This is a genomic window from Gimesia chilikensis (assembly GCF_008329715.1).
GTDB lineage: Bacteria > Planctomycetota > Planctomycetia > Planctomycetales > Planctomycetaceae > Gimesia > Gimesia chilikensis.
Genome location: NZ_VTSR01000008.1, coordinates 59,088 through 74,509, shown reverse-complemented (window position 1 = coordinate 74,509; position 15,422 = coordinate 59,088). Strand labels below are relative to the sequence as shown.

General features: G+C 52.7%; 17 protein-coding genes. 10 read left to right on the top strand and 7 right to left on the bottom strand.

Features of this window, described 5'->3' with window-relative positions; genetic code table 11:
- The first annotated feature begins 83 nt into the window (after positions 1-83).
- The 6 genes from pstC (at position 84) to FYZ48_RS12520 (ending at position 4,940) form a co-directional block, all read left to right on the top strand.
- A complete protein-coding gene (gene pstC / locus FYZ48_RS12545) occupies positions 84-974 on the top strand; it encodes a phosphate ABC transporter permease subunit PstC (protein WP_390625125.1) in 891 nt (296 codons plus the stop codon).
- Positions 971-1,849: a phosphate ABC transporter permease PstA gene (gene pstA / locus FYZ48_RS12540; protein ID WP_145036284.1), complete on the top strand. Its 879-nt coding sequence runs from the start codon at positions 971-973 to the stop codon at positions 1,847-1,849. The genes pstC and pstA overlap by 4 nt, the downstream gene beginning before the upstream one ends.
- A gap of 202 nt (positions 1,850-2,051) precedes the next feature.
- A complete protein-coding gene (pstB, locus tag FYZ48_RS12535; RefSeq protein WP_149340869.1) occupies positions 2,052-2,834 on the top strand; it encodes a phosphate ABC transporter ATP-binding protein PstB in 783 nt (260 codons plus the stop codon).
- Between the two features lie 4 nt (positions 2,835-2,838).
- On the top strand, positions 2,839-3,510 hold the full coding sequence (gene phoU, locus FYZ48_RS12530) for a phosphate signaling complex protein PhoU (RefSeq protein ID WP_145036288.1): 672 nt from the start codon (positions 2,839-2,841) through the stop codon (positions 3,508-3,510).
- Between the two features lie 33 nt (positions 3,511-3,543).
- Positions 3,544-4,257: a response regulator gene (locus tag FYZ48_RS12525; RefSeq protein ID WP_145036290.1), complete on the top strand. Its 714-nt coding sequence runs from the start codon at positions 3,544-3,546 to the stop codon at positions 4,255-4,257.
- Between the two features lie 395 nt (positions 4,258-4,652).
- Positions 4,653-4,940, top strand: coding sequence for a (2Fe-2S)-binding protein (locus tag FYZ48_RS12520; RefSeq protein WP_187781996.1), 288 nt, complete (start codon positions 4,653-4,655; stop codon positions 4,938-4,940).
- Between the two features lie 5 nt (positions 4,941-4,945).
- On the opposite strand, the gene bfr is transcribed toward FYZ48_RS12520, so the two are convergent.
- The 3 genes from bfr to FYZ48_RS12505 all read right to left on the bottom strand — a co-directional run bounded on the left by bfr (position 4,946) and on the right by FYZ48_RS12505 (position 6,935).
- A complete protein-coding gene (bfr, locus tag FYZ48_RS12515; protein WP_149340866.1) occupies positions 4,946-5,416 on the bottom strand; it encodes a bacterioferritin in 471 nt (156 codons plus the stop codon).
- Positions 5,417-5,623: 207 nt separating this feature from the next.
- A complete protein-coding gene (locus tag FYZ48_RS12510; RefSeq protein WP_149340864.1) occupies positions 5,624-6,439 on the bottom strand; it encodes a 3-keto-disaccharide hydrolase in 816 nt (271 codons plus the stop codon).
- Positions 6,440-6,698: 259 nt separating this feature from the next.
- Entirely contained in the window at positions 6,699-6,935 is a 237-nt protein-coding gene (locus tag FYZ48_RS12505) for a hypothetical protein (protein WP_149340861.1), read from the bottom strand.
- A gap of 637 nt (positions 6,936-7,572) precedes the next feature.
- Between FYZ48_RS12505 and FYZ48_RS12500 the strand changes: the two genes are divergently transcribed.
- A complete protein-coding gene (locus FYZ48_RS12500) occupies positions 7,573-7,770 on the top strand; it encodes a cold-shock protein (RefSeq protein ID WP_145036301.1) in 198 nt (65 codons plus the stop codon).
- Between the two features lie 8 nt (positions 7,771-7,778).
- On the opposite strand, the gene FYZ48_RS12495 is transcribed toward FYZ48_RS12500, so the two are convergent.
- Positions 7,779-8,651, bottom strand: coding sequence for a fumarylacetoacetate hydrolase family protein (locus tag FYZ48_RS12495; protein ID WP_149340859.1), 873 nt, complete (start codon positions 8,649-8,651; stop codon positions 7,779-7,781).
- A 298-nt stretch (positions 8,652-8,949) separates the two neighbouring features.
- Here FYZ48_RS12495 and purM point away from each other — a divergent pair, with 298 nt between their 5' ends.
- The 3 genes from purM to FYZ48_RS12480 all read left to right on the top strand — a co-directional run bounded on the left by purM (position 8,950) and on the right by FYZ48_RS12480 (position 12,255).
- Entirely contained in the window at positions 8,950-10,026 is a 1,077-nt protein-coding gene (purM, locus tag FYZ48_RS12490; protein ID WP_149340857.1) for a phosphoribosylformylglycinamidine cyclo-ligase, read from the top strand.
- A 427-nt stretch (positions 10,027-10,453) separates the two neighbouring features.
- A complete protein-coding gene (locus FYZ48_RS12485) occupies positions 10,454-10,972 on the top strand; it encodes a PAS domain-containing protein (RefSeq protein WP_149340855.1) in 519 nt (172 codons plus the stop codon).
- Between the two features lie 38 nt (positions 10,973-11,010).
- On the top strand, positions 11,011-12,255 hold the full coding sequence (locus FYZ48_RS12480) for a methyl-accepting chemotaxis protein (protein WP_149340853.1): 1,245 nt from the start codon (positions 11,011-11,013) through the stop codon (positions 12,253-12,255).
- Between the two features lie 7 nt (positions 12,256-12,262).
- Here FYZ48_RS12480 and FYZ48_RS12475 read toward each other — a convergent pair whose 3' ends face one another.
- The 3 genes from FYZ48_RS12475 to FYZ48_RS12465 all read right to left on the bottom strand — a co-directional run bounded on the left by FYZ48_RS12475 (position 12,263) and on the right by FYZ48_RS12465 (position 15,250).
- Positions 12,263-13,492: an acyltransferase family protein gene (locus FYZ48_RS12475; RefSeq protein ID WP_149340851.1), complete on the bottom strand. Its 1,230-nt coding sequence runs from the start codon at positions 13,490-13,492 to the stop codon at positions 12,263-12,265.
- A 117-nt stretch (positions 13,493-13,609) separates the two neighbouring features.
- Positions 13,610-13,960, bottom strand: coding sequence for a hypothetical protein (locus FYZ48_RS12470; RefSeq protein ID WP_149340849.1), 351 nt, complete (start codon positions 13,958-13,960; stop codon positions 13,610-13,612).
- Between the two features lie 129 nt (positions 13,961-14,089).
- Positions 14,090-15,250, bottom strand: a complete 1,161-nt coding sequence (locus FYZ48_RS12465) for a XylR family transcriptional regulator (protein ID WP_149340847.1) — start codon at positions 15,248-15,250, stop codon at positions 14,090-14,092.
- Between the last annotated feature and the right edge of the window lie 172 nt (positions 15,251-15,422).

Sequence of the window (15,422 nt, the reverse complement as noted above, 5' to 3'; positions counted from 1 at the left end):
CAGAACAACCAGTTGAAGTAAACGGGGGTGAGGCAGCGGTCGTTGGGCTGCCTCGCCCTGCGTCTCTTGAAAGTGCGAGTGGTGTGTGGAACAGTCTGCGTCCTGTGTATGAGGGCCTGGTTCACTTCTCGCTGTTTATCTGCGCCAGCATTTCAGTGCTGGTAACCGTAGGCATTGTGATCATTCTGCTGTACGAATCGGTCAAGTTCTTCTACGACGTGCCTGTGCTGGAGTTTCTGACGGGGACTGAATGGACGCCGTTGCTTAAGCCACAGCACTTCGGGATTCTGCCTCTGCTCTGTGGGACGATGCTGGTGGCCGGCGGTTCCGCACTTGTGGCGGTTCCCATTGGTCTGGGGACGGCGATTTACCTGAGTGAGTATGCATCTCCCCGCTTCCGCGACATCGTGAAACCAATTCTGGAAATCCTGGCCGGTATCCCATCGGTCGTTTACGGATTTATGGCAATTGTGTTTGTGTCTCCGATCATCCGCCAGATTTTTCCCAGTGCCGGCGTATTCAATGCTGCCAGTGCCTGTGTCGTGGTGGGGATTATGATCCTGCCGATGATCATTTCTCTGAGTGAAGATATTCTGCAGTCGGTTCCGATTTCATTGCGGGCAGCAGCTTCTGCACTGGGAGCAAATAAATTTGAAGTGACAGTACGGGTGGTCCTGCCGGCTGCGATGTCGGGGATTATTGCCAGCTTCCTGCTGGCCATCTCCCGTGCAATCGGTGAAACAATGGCGGTGACTCTGGCAGCAGGAGCGACACCCAAGCTGACCCTGAATCCCTTGGAAAGTATTCAGACCATGACTGCTTACATCGTGCAAGTGAGTCTGGGAGATACCCCTGCCGGGACGATTGAGTACCGTACAATTTTTGCAGTCGGCCTTGCCTTGTTTGTTACAACAATGACGATGAACGTGATTGCTCAATATATTCTCTCCCGAGTAGGAGAACGCTACGAATGAGCACGAAACTCGATATTTATACAAAGAGACGCCGCGGGCGTATCGTTAACGGGATGTTTACTGCGGCCTGTTTTCTGGCCACGATTTCCTGTGTGCTGGTGCTGCTGGTTCTGATCTGGAATATCATTCTGCAGGGCAAAAGCTGGTTGAGCTGGGACTTTATCGAGTCGCTGCCTTCACGGTTCCCTGAGAAAGCCGGTATCAAGACCGCACTGTGGGGCAGCATCTGGCTGATCTGTCTGACGGCTCTGTTTTCGGTGCCACTGGGAGTAGGGGCTGCCGTTTATCTGGAAGAGTATGCTCCGCGCAGTCGCTGGCGGAAATTGATTCAGTTGAATATCGCGAATCTGGCCGGCGTGCCTTCCATTGTTTATGGAATTCTGGGGCTGGGACTGTTCGTCCGGGCGCTGGCTTTTGAACGGAGCGTGCTGTCTGGCGCACTGACACTGACTCTGGTTGTATTACCGATCATTATTCTGGCATCCCAGGAAGCGTTGCGGGCGGTACCGGATTCGATCCGACGTTCGGCTTATGCTCTGGGGGCGACCCGCTGGCAGACGGTGTGGTACCAGGTGCTGCCGGCTTCCCTGCCGGGGATTATGACAGGAGTGATTCTGTCCCTCTCACGGGCACTGGGAGAAGCGGCACCCCTGCTGGTTGTCGGGGCGATGGCTTATGTTCCCTTTGTACCGGAAAAATTATCGGATGAGTTTACGGCTCTGCCGATTCAGATTTTCAACTGGACCTCGCGACCGCAGGAAGAGTTTCATCATCTGGCAGCAGCCGGGATTTTAGTACTGCTGGTTGTACTGGTCAGCATGAATGCCGTAGCGGTGTTCGTGCGGCATAAATACGGAAAAAAGATTCGCTGGTAAGAGAGGGATCCTGGCGATCGGGAAAATACGAAATTCTCCCGCACATATTTGATTTCGATTATCTATAATAGTATTCAGCGGGGATAACCAATTTATGGCTTCAACACCCTCGGTTAAAAATAATATGCAATCACCTGATAAAGCAGCCTCCACTCATTCACAGGGTCCTGTCGTGCGGCCTTCGATTCCTGAAGGTAAAAGCATGCGGACTGCCGATGAGTTGGCGCAGGCTACCGAAAAGATCAGCGTGCGTGACCTGTCGTTTTATTATTCGGATAACCGCGCTTTAACTGATATTTCGCTTTCGATTCCTGAGCGGTGCGTGACTGCGTTCATTGGCCCCTCAGGCTGTGGAAAGTCGACGTTTCTCCGGTGTCTGAACCGGATGAACGACATGATTGAAGGTACCCGGGTCGAAGGCGAGATCCTGCTGGAAGGTCAGGATATTTATTCCAGCCGCACAGACATCGTGACCTTGCGGAAGCGGATCGGGATGGTATTCCAGAAGTCGACTCCATTTCCGAAATCGATTTTCGATAACGTGTCGTTCGGTCCCAAGATCGCAGGTATTCGTAAGAAGAAAGATCTGTACGAGATCGTCGAGCGTTCTCTGCAGCGGTCAGCGCTATGGGATGAAGTCAAAGATCGCCTGAGCGATTCTGCTTTGAACCTGTCGGGTGGTCAGCAGCAGCGGTTATGTATCGCCCGTGCCCTGGCCAATGATCCGGACATTCTGTTGATGGATGAACCGGCGTCGGCACTCGACCCGGCTTCAACAGCACGGATCGAAGACCTGATCTTCGAACTCAAAGAACAGTACACGATTGTGATCGTTACGCATAATATGCAGCAGGCGGCTCGTGTGTCCGACCAGGCTGCCTTTTTCTATCAGGGGCTGCTGATCGAATCCGGAGCGACGGAAGAGCTCTTCACGAACCCCAAGAAACAGCAGACCGAAGACTACATTACCGGCAGGTTTGGATAAGCCAATGACAAAACATTTACAGCGTGATATGGAATCACTGGAGCGGGAAATCATCACCCAGTCATCACTGGTGGAAGAGATGATTTCCAAAGCCAGTCGCGCGCTTTACGAAGTTCAAGTTGATCTGGCCAATGAAGTGATTGAGCAGGAACGGGCGATCAACGAGAGTGAAGTGAAGATTGAGGAAGACTGCCTGAAGATTCTGGCGCTGCATCAGCCGGTGGCCGTCGATTTGCGCGAGACGGCAACGGTGCTGAAGATTAACAATGATCTGGAGCGGATTGCCGATCTGGCTGTGAATATCGCTGAGCGGACCATCGGATTGTCGCATTATCCGAATTTCCACATTCCTGCTGCTTTGGAACCCATGACGAAAGTTACGGTTTCGATGTTACGCGACGCGATTGACGCGTTCATCGATTTCGATACTGAAAAGGCCCGCGCGGTCTGCAAGCGGGATGATATTGTCGACGGTTACAACCGCGAGATCATCAATGAAATCTACGGATTGATGCAGACCGATCCGAGCCTGATTAAGCCGGCATTACACTTTTTCTCTTCAGCGCGCCACATTGAACGTATTGCCGACCATACTACAAATATTGCGGAAGATGTGATTTACCTGACCGAAGGCGAAATTATCCGTCATCGTCACAAAGAAACATTTTCCACCTGACCCGCTTTTACTGAGGTGCTATAAGAAAAAGACATGTCAAAGAAACGCATTCTTGTGATTGAAGATGATCGTTCTCTCTCTGAAGTTCTCGCATACAATCTGCGACAGGAGAAGTACGATGCCGTGGTGGCCCTGGATGGGATGGACGGGTTACGGCAGGCTCAGTTGAAAACGCCTGACCTGATTATATTAGACCTGATGTTGCCTCAGATGGACGGACTGGAAGTCTGTCGCAGACTGCGATCAGACCCGGTAACCAGCAATGTGCTGATTCTGATGCTGACCGCGAAATCTGAAGAGACCGATCAGGTCGTCGGATTCACGCTGGGGGCTGACGATTACGTGACCAAGCCGTTCAGCGTCAAGATTCTGCTGGAGCGGATCAAGGCTCTGCTTCGTCGACGTGAAAGCAATGGCGAAGCCTCTGATACCATCGTGAGCCAGGGAGTTATGATCGACCGCCGGCGTCATCGGGTGATGATTGACGATGTGCCTATCTCTCTGACCCGCAGTGAATTCGAACTTCTGGAAGCGCTGGTTCGTCAGCCGGGGCGGGTGTTCTCCCGCTCTGAGTTGATTGATGCGGCTCTGGGAGATGATGCCCTGGTGCTGGAGCGGACGATTGACGTTCATATCCGGGCCCTGCGTCAGAAACTGGATAAGCACGCGGAGTTGATCGAAACGGTGCGTGGAGTTGGTTACCGATTCCGTGATCCAGACACCGCATTTAAGAAACAGACGACGTAAATCGTTTGGCAGAAGGCTGAAACGACATTAAACAGGTCTGCGAGAGCAGGCCTGTTTTTGTTTTGCAATTGGATGTCAGAACTTAAGTGCCTGTTGTGGCTGGGTTAGAGGAGAAAATGTTCTGGTTCAGTGTACTGAATGGCACATGAATTGGGATTTCTTTCTATCTGAACTGTCAAAAAGATGTAGAAACGGTAGTTGACAGCCGAAAGAAGGTCGATATACTTATCTTAGTTGAGACTGAGTCTCATGATCGACATTCCACCAGGTCCAAGCCTGAGATCGGGGTTCCAGCCGTTTCCTACCTGAGGAACTCCGGGTTTTTCAAGATCACTATCCACGTAAAAAAGCGTCTGCCACCATGGATGCGACAGACGCCTGGGTATAAGTGTAAGATGTCTACAGTAACCGGAAGCCAGATCGAGCGTGTGGGAGCCACCCCGGCCCCTGAAGTTGCACCACGCCGCCGTTTTCTCTGCCACTGTCTGAAAGTGACTCCAGATCAGGTCCAGCAGTGTATTACTGAGACCCAGGCAGAGACCGTCCACGAAGTGACCCGCGGTTGTGGAGCTGGTAAAGGCTGCACAGCCTGCCATTGCCGCATTAAGGACTTACTGGCAGGGCTGTGTGATGACTGTGGGCAGTCCAAGCGACGTTGTCTGTGTGCCGCTCAGCCGGTTTAAGCCTGCTATTCGCGAATCTGCTCGGCCAGGTAGTTCTGGATGCCGACCTGTTTGATCAGTTCCAGCTGTGATTCGCACCAGTCGATGCTTTCTTCTGACTCGACGACCATCTGATCCATCAATTCCCGGCTGCCGGCGTCTTTTTCCTGTCGGCAGAGTTCGATGGCTTCGTTGTAGGTTGAGACCCCTTTGGTTTCCAGTTCCAGGCTGTTCTGGATCTGTTCTTCGACAGTCTGACCCACGCGAATGACGTCGTAGCGGGCGATTTCCGGAACGCCATCCAGATAGAGGATGCGGTCGATGACCTGCTCGGCGTGTTTCATTTCTTCGATGGATTCGTCGTAGAAGTGCTTGGCCAGTTTGTCAAAACCCCAGTCTTTGCACATCTTGGAAGAGATGAAGTACAGGTTGATGGCGGTGAGTTCGATTGTCAGGCCATCGTTTAACGCGTCGATTACTTTCTGGCTACCCTTCATTGGTTCTGCTTTCTCAATCTTGTCTTTCCTGCCCCTGCCGAATTCCGGGCGGGAGCAATTGTTGTTGATAATATTTGACTACCGGTAGTATTCGTAAATGGCTCCACTTGTACCAGAGTGAATCTGGCGAAAAATGTCTATTTATATAGATTGAAACGAGATCTCTGACTTCGTGGAGTTCGCAGCGGAGATTTCTGAAACCGGTTCTCAATTACTGCTGTTTTCGGGGGCGAGATTGAGCAGTTCCACTTTTCGGAACTGAACCGGGTGACTTTCCGACTGCAGGGAAATGGTTCCTTTATCCAGCATGATCGGGGCGCCCTGTTCGATCAGCTTCTGGGCATCGGCGTCTTTGGGGTCGAGTTGGGGCTTGGTGTACGACAGCACGGTTTCCCCGTCAATGACGTGTTTGATGATCTTGTTGCCTTTGACTTCGACGTCAACGGTCACCCACTGATCACCCCGATAGGTTTTGGAAGAGGAGTCGATGCAGTGTGGCATGAAGAGTTTGTTGTCCATGACGACGTTCGTGCCCGGGGTGCAGAGGTTGGCAGTACTGCGTTTGCCTGTCGGTTTCCCACCCAGCAGCTGGACTTCAATGGAAACCGGAAAACGCTGGTCGAGGGACATGCTTTCGGGACTCTGGCCGTGGACCATGATGCCACTGTTACGAAATGCCCAGCCCGGTCCTCCTTTGACCTGGTCGCCGATGAAACGATATTCCACGCGGATGATGTAGTGAGAAAAGGTGTCTTTGTAGAAGATGTGACCGAATTTTTCATCGAAGTCATCGTAGTGCTCATAGTCGACGGTGAGTAACCCGTCCTTAACCCGAAACGTGTCTGCATAGTTGACGCCTGGTTCATAGCCCCGGATTTTGACCGTCCAGCCATCCAGGTTTTTCCCGTTGAACAGGGGGATCCATTTTTCCTGCGGTGCTTTCTCTTCAGCAGAGAGCGTTGCGGGCAGGCAGAGCGTCAGGCAGAGAGACAGACCGGCAATGAGAGCAGATGCGGTTTTCACGGTTTCATTCCTTCAGGCAGTCGGGCAATGGAGTCGGGTTCAAAAGTCAACAGGTCTCCCCGCGGGGAGAAGAGGCGTTTATTATAGGTGATGATAAGGTAAATAGCACGTTTTGGAATCAAAGAATGCGTGATTTGAATTCGCGGGTTGCAAAGTGTTCAGCCAATAAAAAAACGCCCGTTAAATTAACGGGCGTTTCTTTAATTTACATCAGGCCGGAGGCCTGTGGCTGACCCTGTGGTCGGCCGGCTGATGAGAATCAGCCTTCTTTCTTGGCTTCTTCGCCACCTTCTGGTACTTCTGCACCAGCACCACCGGTGGTGGAACCAGCTTCAGGAGCTTCGCCAGCAGGTGCTTCGCCTGTGGGAGCTTCAGCAGCGGGCTCTTCAGCAGGTGCAGGAGCTTCGGTAGCAGGCTTGCCGCAACCTACGGCCCAGATTGACATGCTGATGGTGGCGGGCACGACGAACAGTCGGCTCAGTTTTGTGAAAGACATTGAGTTGTCCCTTCCGATTTCGTTGTTCAAAAAAAGTGAGTCACTTGCATTCTGTCAATGAAGACATTCTGTCTAGAAACATTAAAAAATGAGCACCTCCAGATTTCAAGCGCCATCGAGAAACTTTAGATCAGTTTTCAATTTGAATAGGGAGAAACTGAGGTTTTTCTTGCTTTGAGAAACTGGCTTTACTGCAACCGGTTTGCTGGTTATAGCGAAATCGCGGGGCGTTGGAAGGGTTCAGGAGTGCGCTGAGAGGCGTCTGGCGGATTGCCAAATTAATACAAAAAGGTCAAGATTAATTTCATTTAATCCATAAAAAACTGGCAAAAATAAAGGGGAAACTGTTTTTCGAATTCTCAAAATTTTTATAAGAAACTTTGATATAACAGTTTGCTAATTTGTTCCGGGTTTGTCACACTAATCTCAGTTCTGAGAATTTGATTCTTATTCAAGTAAGTGTCCAGTTTACTCAGGGCTGATATCTGTTCTTATTTTTGCGTCATAATACGCTGAGCGTATTTTTTTCAGTGCGTCACTATTTTACGAACGTGTTTTCTTGAAGTGGTGATCAATTACGAGTGACAATAAACTCCGTTTTATTGTCGAGAGACTTTTAAGTTAGAGGATGGGCTACATGGCCACTGGAACAATCAAAAAAATTACTGAAAAAGGTTTTGGCTTCATCAACGATGGTCAACAGGATATCTTTTTTCATCTCTCTTCACTGGACGGAATCACGTTCGATCAACTGGTAGAAGGCCAGACTGTTGAATTCGAAAGCGAAAAAAGCGATCGCGGTCTGCGAGCTGTTCGCGTAACAACATCTGAGTAATTCTACTATCAGTTCCACGCTTCCACAGGATTGCGTAGTACTCCCAGTCCCTGAATCTCTACATCAACCTGGTCTCCAGGTTTGAGATACACAGGTGGCTTGCGTGCCATGCCAACTCCTGGTGGCGTCCCGGTAAAGATAATATCGCCTGGTTCCAGTGTCATAAACTGAGACAGGAACTGCACAATCTCTTCGATTGTGAAGATAAACTTATCGGTACAGGAATTCTGCATCACCTCTCCATTCAACGTCAGTTTAATGGAGAGGTTGTTTGCATCCTCGATTTCATCCGAGGTGACCAGATAGGGACCGATCGGTGCAAAGGTGTCTGGTGTTTTACCTAACAGCCATTGTCCGCCCGGACGTCCGATCTGCCAGTCGCGTGCGGAGACATCGTGTCCGTTCATGTAACCGGCAACGTATTCAAGTGCGTTGTCCAGGTTCGCATTGCGACATGTCTTTCCGATGACGACGACCAGTTCGGCTTCGTAGTCTACTTCTTTGGCCACTTCCGGAATACGAATCGGCTGATCGGGACCTGTGACGGAAGTCGTGAATTTACTGAAGCAAACCGGTTCATCGGGAAAGGCCATGCCTGTTTCCTCGGCGTGATCGCGATAGTTCAGGCCGATGCAGATGACTTTCCCCGGTTGTGGAATCGGAGCGCAGAGCGTACCGGTAATCTGTCGGTCGGCCTCCACGGCCTGTTTCGCAGCTTTACAGGCACGTTCGAGCCCCTCTTCCAGACTGAGCACGCCCTTTAATGAGGGGGGCAGTGTGTCGTCGAATGCACGCACATCGTAGAAGGTTAACTGACCCTCCTGGTCGGTAACGGAAACAACGGTCGGACCCTGTTCTGTGTGTAAAGTGGCTAACTTCATACCCGAGTACTCCCTTCGACGACTGGTTGTGAAACATCAAAAGCTCTTGTTCAGCAGTCGGAAATCTTATGCTCTTGCGCTGATGAGATGTAGTGAACGTCAGCATCATCTCAAGCAGAAATGTGAAAGAATCCCCATCAGGTCCGGGTTTTCCAGTTATGGGGTTTAAATATCCGATACGCATGATTTCCATCTCCAGCGGGGATTGCTATGCTGTGAGCAGTGGGTCTGCTCTGCAGGACGGATCAGATCTGACACGCGATTTTGAACTCTTCCTTATCTACAGCGACTGAACATTATGGCCAAAGCGACCTATAAAGATGCCGGCGTTGACCTGGATCTCTATCAGAAAGCCATGTCCTCGATTACTCCCCTTCTGGCAAAAACTCACGTCGCACAGAAATCCAGGGTGATGGAACTCCCCGGCGGTTTCGCGGGGCTCTTTCGTCTGAATAATCCTCAACCTGGTCCCGCTGGCCGGCAGTACGAAGATCCTGTCCTCGTCTCCGGGACCGATGGGGTAGGGACCAAGATCAAAGTTGCGATCCAGGCGGGAATCTACAATACGATCGGCATCGACCTGGTGGCGATGTGTGTTAATGACTGTCTCTGCCTGGGTGCCGAACCACTGTTCTTTCTCGATTACATCGCACTCGGAAAAGACGATCCCGAACGGCTGGTCGAATTGATGGAAGGCGTCACCAAAGGGTGTGTGCTCTCCAAAGCGGCTCTGCTGGGGGGAGAAACCGCGATCATGCCCGACCTGTACGGTGACGGGGATTTCGATATGGCCGGATTCTGTGTCGGCGTTGTAGAACGCAATCAGGTGCTGGACGGTCAGGCGATTCAATCAGGTGATGTTGTTCTGGGTCTCGAATCGAGCGGCTTCCATTCCAATGGCTACAGCCTGATCCGTAAGGTCGTATTCGAAATGGCGGGCCTGGATGTCAACGATCAGATTGAGGAGTTGAATCAACGGACGGTCGCCAGTATCCTGCTCGAGCCAACCCGGATCTACGCGGACGCCATCAATACCGTCTTCCAGAGTTTTCCTGATAAGATTGTGATCAGCGGACTGGCCCACATTACCGGGGGCGGGCTGGTGGAAAACGTGGAACGAATTCTTCCTCAGAATCGCCGGATTGATCTCAAGCGATCTGCCTGGGAAGTGCCGGCTGTCTTTGACTGGCTGCAGTCACTGGGGGATATTGACGAAGCCGAAATGTTCCGCGTCTTCAATATGGGAATCGGCCTGGTTGCCATCGTCCGCGCACAACATGCAGAGGCCGTGCAGGAAAAACTGCAGTCACTCCAGATCCCTTCGCACGTTCTGGGGAAAGTGACCCAGGGCGACAAAGAAGTAACTCTGAGCTGATTTTCAAGCTTCAGCTTTCCCACCAGACCGCGATCGCTATGCGCGCGTTTCAGGGTACATCTGAGCGGTTACGATCGAGAGCCCCTGTCAGCAGGAGGGCTATACCGCTTCTGTGGGGTGGTCGCATGTTTAATGGGGGAATCAGGACCCCGACCTTGCGCGTGTGACTCGAATTTTTTTAATGGCTGTCGCAATAGTTTGGTTTCTTTTGTAATTTCCGGAACGCCAGAGGTTCGAAAAGGGATATATGACCATAGTGTCCAGAAATGGCACTGTGTTCTATGTCAGGGAGCCTCCGATCGCATGCTCCGGTGAGTGCCGGTCTCTCGTCTGTTCGCGCTCCCGTCTCCAGGCGGTGTACTCCGCCGTCAGTTGATTGTCTATTGGGGACAATCTCTACTGAGTTTGCTGCACAGGGAAGGCACACATGGAACACCCGATTCCAACTGGTCAGGAACGCACATTTGCAGATCATGAGATTATCGTCAGCAAGACGGATCTCAAGGGACGCATTACTTACGCGAATCAGACCTTTATCGAGATCTCCGGTTACACCGAGGAAGAACTGCTGGGGCAGCCTCACAATCTGATCCGTCATCCGGATATGCCGCGCTGTGTGTTCAAGCTGTTGTGGGATACGATTCAGGCGGGTGAGGAGATCTTCGCCTATGTCGTCAATCTTTGTATGAACGGCGACCATTACTGGGTGCTGGCCCATGTTACTCCTACGTGGAATCTGTCCGGCCAGATCAGTGGCTATCACTCCAGCCGCCGCGTACCCGAGCGTAAGGCACTGGAGAAAGTGATTCCCCTTTACCGGTCGTTGAAGCGGATTGAAGGAGCCAGCTCTGACTGGCGAACCGGGATGCAGAATGCAACCGTGGAACTGCTGTCTCAACTGGATGCAGTCGGGATGGAATACGATGAGTATGTCTTTGCCCTGTAACTCTTAAGACAGAAGATTGAGACCCCGGAGGGACCCCCATGCTGAAACTGGAAGCAGCCGCACAGTCGACTGGAGAAGAACGTTCTACGTCCCCTCTCACGCATGAGGAACGTGCGGAACTGGAACATTATCGTCGCTGGGTCAAACAGCTGGCGGATGTCTGCGAGTCTGCAGCGGCAGGGAATCTGGAAGTTCGTCTGTTGCACATTGATGCGGACGGTGATCTGGGACGCGCGCTGGTTTCGGTTAACGGGCTGCTGGATTACACGGACGCGTTTGTACGCGAGTCCAAGGCTTCATTGAACGCTGCTGCTCATGGAAAATTCTTCCGCAAAGTGCTGCTGAAAGGTATGCGGGGTACATTCCGTCATGCTTCTGAAGTAATTAACGAGGCGGGCGAAAAGATGAAGTACCAGGCAGAGGAACTGCGACAGGCTGAAACCAGACGTCTGGAGATGGCGGATGAATTCGAGCAGGAAGTGCAGGGGATATCAACGATTGTTTCCGCAGCCGCGACACAGCTGCACGCCACGGTTCAGTCTTTGAAATCCGTGACCGAACGGGCGATTCTCGAAACGAATATGGCCGTCGAATCGATCGACCAGACCGCACAGAATGTCGATGTGGTTGCGGATTCGACGGTGCAGTTGAATCAGTCGATCCAGCAGATCGATGACCGGGTCAAACAGTCTACGGAGGTGGTGCAGCAGGCGGTCAATGAGAGCGAGCATGCCCGTGAATTCATGTCTGGGCTGGTGGAAGCGACGAATGACATCGGTTCCTTCGCCAAGATGATTGCTGATATCGCGAAGCAGACGAATCTGCTGGCATTGAACGCGACAATCGAAGCAGCGCGTGCGGGAGAAGCGGGAGCGGGGTTTGCGGTCGTGGCTTCTGAAGTGAAAAACCTGGCACAGGATACCGCGCGGGCCACCAATCATATTACCGAGCACATTCGCCAGATCCAGGAAGTGGTGCATGAGGCGGTGACGAATATTGCGACCGTGAGCAGTACGATCCGTAAAGTAGACGAGATCAGCGACTCGATTTCGACGTCGATTTCCGAACAGAGCCAGGCGATTGCGACGATTCATCAAAACGTCAAAGACGCCGCTGGCAAAACGGTTTCGACATCGGAGACCGTCAAACGTGTTTCCTCCACGGCTTCGGAGACCTTTCTCTCCACGAGTGACCTGGTCAATGCTGCCAACGATATTGCCCGACAGTCTGAGAGTCTGAATGCGGCCGTCAACCAGTTCCTGATGACGATCCGATCGAAATAAAAACGGCTCAGAGTTTGAGGTGGATCTGGTTCTTCTCCAGATGCCGGACAATCAGCCAGGTGATCCAGAAGAAGAGCAGGAAACTGCCCCAGGCGTACCACCAGGGAGCGTCTTTCGTGGCGAAGGGTTTGATGGACTCCATGACCAGATCATGTAGAATGTAGGCGGCCAGAGCGTTGGTTCCCAGCGTGCGGAACAGGGGGATATTCAGGTTGCCCCGATCGCAGGCGAGGTGAAACAGCAGGTAGACGAACAGCGACAGTCCTGCTGAGAAGACGAGGTATGAGAGCGTTCCCGCCCGTTGGCTCATCATCCAGTAGTTCCATTTTCGCTGCTCCTGCTCCGGCGGTTTGACAAACGGAGGTTCGGCCAGATAGGCGGAGAACGGCTCTCCCTCTTTGGCTTTGAATTGCGCTTCCGTAGGAATGACCGGATGGATGGCCAGTTTCAGATCCTGGTTGCCTGCCATGGATTGATCTATTGCGGGCACATCATAAAGACGGGTTCCACAGGAGATGATCCAGCCTGAAAGCATCAACGCACACGACCAGAACAGGATGGGTTTGATGCGGGGCAAGCCTTCTGCTTCCACGACCCAGTCGCAGGCGAGCGTGCCGATGATGGCAGGGATGGTCCAGGTCAGAAAGCCCAGCGGTCCACCATCAATGCCGTTAGGGGGCGAGTTGACCCAGGTGAAATAGAAGTAGTACGAGAGCACCACATGCGCGACGGCGGAAAAGAGCATGTAGACGATCCGCACGGAGGCCCGGGCGCGGATCACGGGCGTGATCCAGAGCGAGGTGACGGCGATGTGCATCAGCGTCTGGAACCAGTTACGTTTGAGTGGATCGGCAATGGCGCCCCAGACGCCGATCGACTGCAGTTCGCTCCAGCTTTTCGCGACCGGCGAGACGCGGTAGATGATCAGCGAGACCAGCACCAGTCCCAGCAGGCGTCTGACTACGCGCAGGTAAGCCGAGACAGCCCCCTGGGTCTGTACCCGTCTGCCAAAGGTGAGTCGATAAGCAAAGCCGACCGCGAACAGGAAGTGGGGCATGATCGTGTCGGCGTAGCTGCAATAGGTATTGTGATGCTTGAGCACGACCGGGCAGAGGATGAAGAAGCCCATGTAGTTCACAAGGAACATGCCCGCTACGGTGTAGCCCCGGAACTGGTCGAGGGAGACGATGCGTTTCCGGTTTTTGTCAGCGGTCGCAGCCGGGGCGGTGTCTGTCATGCTGTTTGATCAATTCGTCGAGATTAAGGAAAAAGCAAATGTGCTAAGTATTAATCTCTACTAATATACGGTTTGCTGGACGAATTGAAACAGGATAGTTCTGAATTTGCTGAACCCTCAACAGATATTAATACCCAGCACTTCGGTGAGAAAGATGAACCAGATGACAAACCAGGCTACAAAATTCGTTCCCGCCTGAATGATGGCACTGACCAGGCCCAGAATCAGATCGGTAACTCGGTTCCCGATGAAATACAGATGAAAGTTTCCGATCAATAACAGGACCGCCCCCACAAACATGAGGACCCACGCCGGTCCGATCATCAGAAGGTCCATACCATGTGGGGTGATGTTGAAAACCCGTTTGGCGAGGTATGCCAGTAACATGATGAGAAATTCTCCGCCCCAGAAGATGGTGTAAGCCAGGAGATGAAATCGTTTGAAGCGGGAAGTCTGAGGTTGTTGCATCGGAGTGACCTCTCGTCTGAATGCGGAAATTGGAGGGGCGGCGCGGCAGTAATGCGACCGGCTCTCTGATTCAGGCGGAAGAAGCAGGGAAAGATCACGCGTGGATTTGATATTTTTTGAGAATGCAGTTCAACGCGTCTGTTTTTGTTTGCGGCGGAACTGGCCGGGGGTGGTGCCGGTCTGTTTTTTGAAGGCGACGTTCAGATATTCGGAGTGGCGAAAGCCGGTGCGGCTGGCGATTTCGATCAGCGGGAGTTCGGTTTCTTCGAGCAACTGTTTCACACGATCGAGGCGGATGCGCATGATCTCTTCGTGTGGTGAGCGGCCGATGATTTTCTGGAAGCGGCTTTCGAGGACCCGCCGGGAGAGGGGGACCGACTTTAAAACGTCCTGCACATTGATGCCTTCACAGGCCTGCTGGCGGATGAAGCGGACGGCGTCGGAGATCAGTTTATCATCGATGGCCTGGATATCGGTGGACTGTCGGGTGGCGATGCCCAGGGGCTTGATGAGATGGGCGTCTGAAGAGACCGGTTCGCCGGCGATCATGCGATCGAGCAGTGCAGCTGCTTCATAGCCGGTGAGACGCGTGTTGGGGATCACGCTGGAGAGGGGAGGCTCGGAGAGGTTACAGAGAATTTCGTCATTGTCCACGCCGATGATGGCGACCTCTTCGGGGACAGAGACGTTGATCGTACGGCAGACATCGAGCAGCTGCTGCGCTTTAATATCGTAACAGGCCATGATGCCGACCGGCTTGGGGAGTTGCTGAATCCAGTCGGCCAGGCGTTGCTGTTCGGCTTCCCAGGGGGGCGCCTGTTTGCGGCCGGTGGTCTGCGGATAGGCGTGACAGACAAAGCCGGCGTCCTGAATGACGTTCTGAAAATGATCTTCCCGCCAGCGGGACCAGTTGAAGCGATGATCGCCGCAGAAGGCGTAGTGCTCGAAGCCGCGTTCGATGAGGTGCTGCGCGGCCAGGGAGGCGATGGCGCGATCATCGGTTTCAACCCAGGGGAGGGAGGGGGCCAGACGGGCGGCACTCACATCGACAGCCGGGACGCCGGAGTTCACGACGGCTTCGGCGGTCTTCGTGTTTTCAATTCGCGCGATGATGCCGTCGCCGTGCCAGCTGTTGAGCCAGTTGACGGGGACATTGCCTCGACCATGCTCGGGGAGGTAGATCGACCAGGAGTGGTGCTCGTGAATGTAAGCCATGATGCCGCGTAAGAGCCCGCGGGCATAGGAGTTGGATGATTCGATGAGCAGCGCGATCGAGGGACGTGATTTCATGGAGCCGGTTTCGGGCGGAATTGAGGGCGACGTAAATGTAATATTCTTAAAGGGATTCAGTGACAGCTCGTCTGGCAAACGGTCTCAAACCCCTGATAGCATGGATGAGGGCTGAATTTTCGGACGGTGAAATATCTCAATTTATTATGCGCAAGTTTACATGGTACTCGAT

Excerpts from the sequence above, each read along its gene's own strand:
- pstA (WP_145036284.1), top strand. The coding sequence starts at position 971 with ATGAGCACGAAACTCGATATTTATACAAAGAGACGCCGCGGGCGTATC.
- pstB (WP_149340869.1), top strand. The coding sequence starts at position 2,052 with ATGCGGACTGCCGATGAGTTGGCGCAGGCTACCGAAAAGATCAGCGTG.
- phoU (WP_145036288.1), top strand. The coding sequence starts at position 2,839 with ATGACAAAACATTTACAGCGTGATATGGAATCACTGGAGCGGGAAATC.
- FYZ48_RS12525 (WP_145036290.1), top strand. The coding sequence starts at position 3,544 with ATGTCAAAGAAACGCATTCTTGTGATTGAAGATGATCGTTCTCTCTCT.
- FYZ48_RS12520 (WP_187781996.1), top strand. The coding sequence starts at position 4,653 with ATGTCTACAGTAACCGGAAGCCAGATCGAGCGTGTGGGAGCCACCCCG.
- bfr (WP_149340866.1), bottom strand. The coding sequence starts at position 5,416 with ATGAAGGGTAGCCAGAAAGTAATCGACGCGTTAAACGATGGCCTGACA.
- FYZ48_RS12505 (WP_149340861.1), bottom strand. The coding sequence starts at position 6,935 with ATGTCTTTCACAAAACTGAGCCGACTGTTCGTCGTGCCCGCCACCATC.
- FYZ48_RS12500 (WP_145036301.1), top strand. The coding sequence starts at position 7,573 with ATGGCCACTGGAACAATCAAAAAAATTACTGAAAAAGGTTTTGGCTTC.
- FYZ48_RS12495 (WP_149340859.1), bottom strand. The coding sequence starts at position 8,651 with ATGAAGTTAGCCACTTTACACACAGAACAGGGTCCGACCGTTGTTTCC.
- purM (WP_149340857.1), top strand. The coding sequence starts at position 8,950 with ATGGCCAAAGCGACCTATAAAGATGCCGGCGTTGACCTGGATCTCTAT.
- FYZ48_RS12485 (WP_149340855.1), top strand. The coding sequence starts at position 10,454 with ATGGAACACCCGATTCCAACTGGTCAGGAACGCACATTTGCAGATCAT.
- FYZ48_RS12480 (WP_149340853.1), top strand. The coding sequence starts at position 11,011 with ATGCTGAAACTGGAAGCAGCCGCACAGTCGACTGGAGAAGAACGTTCT.
- FYZ48_RS12475 (WP_149340851.1), bottom strand. The coding sequence starts at position 13,492 with ATGACAGACACCGCCCCGGCTGCGACCGCTGACAAAAACCGGAAACGC.
- FYZ48_RS12470 (WP_149340849.1), bottom strand. The coding sequence starts at position 13,960 with ATGCAACAACCTCAGACTTCCCGCTTCAAACGATTTCATCTCCTGGCT.
- FYZ48_RS12465 (WP_149340847.1), bottom strand. The coding sequence starts at position 15,250 with ATGAAATCACGTCCCTCGATCGCGCTGCTCATCGAATCATCCAACTCC.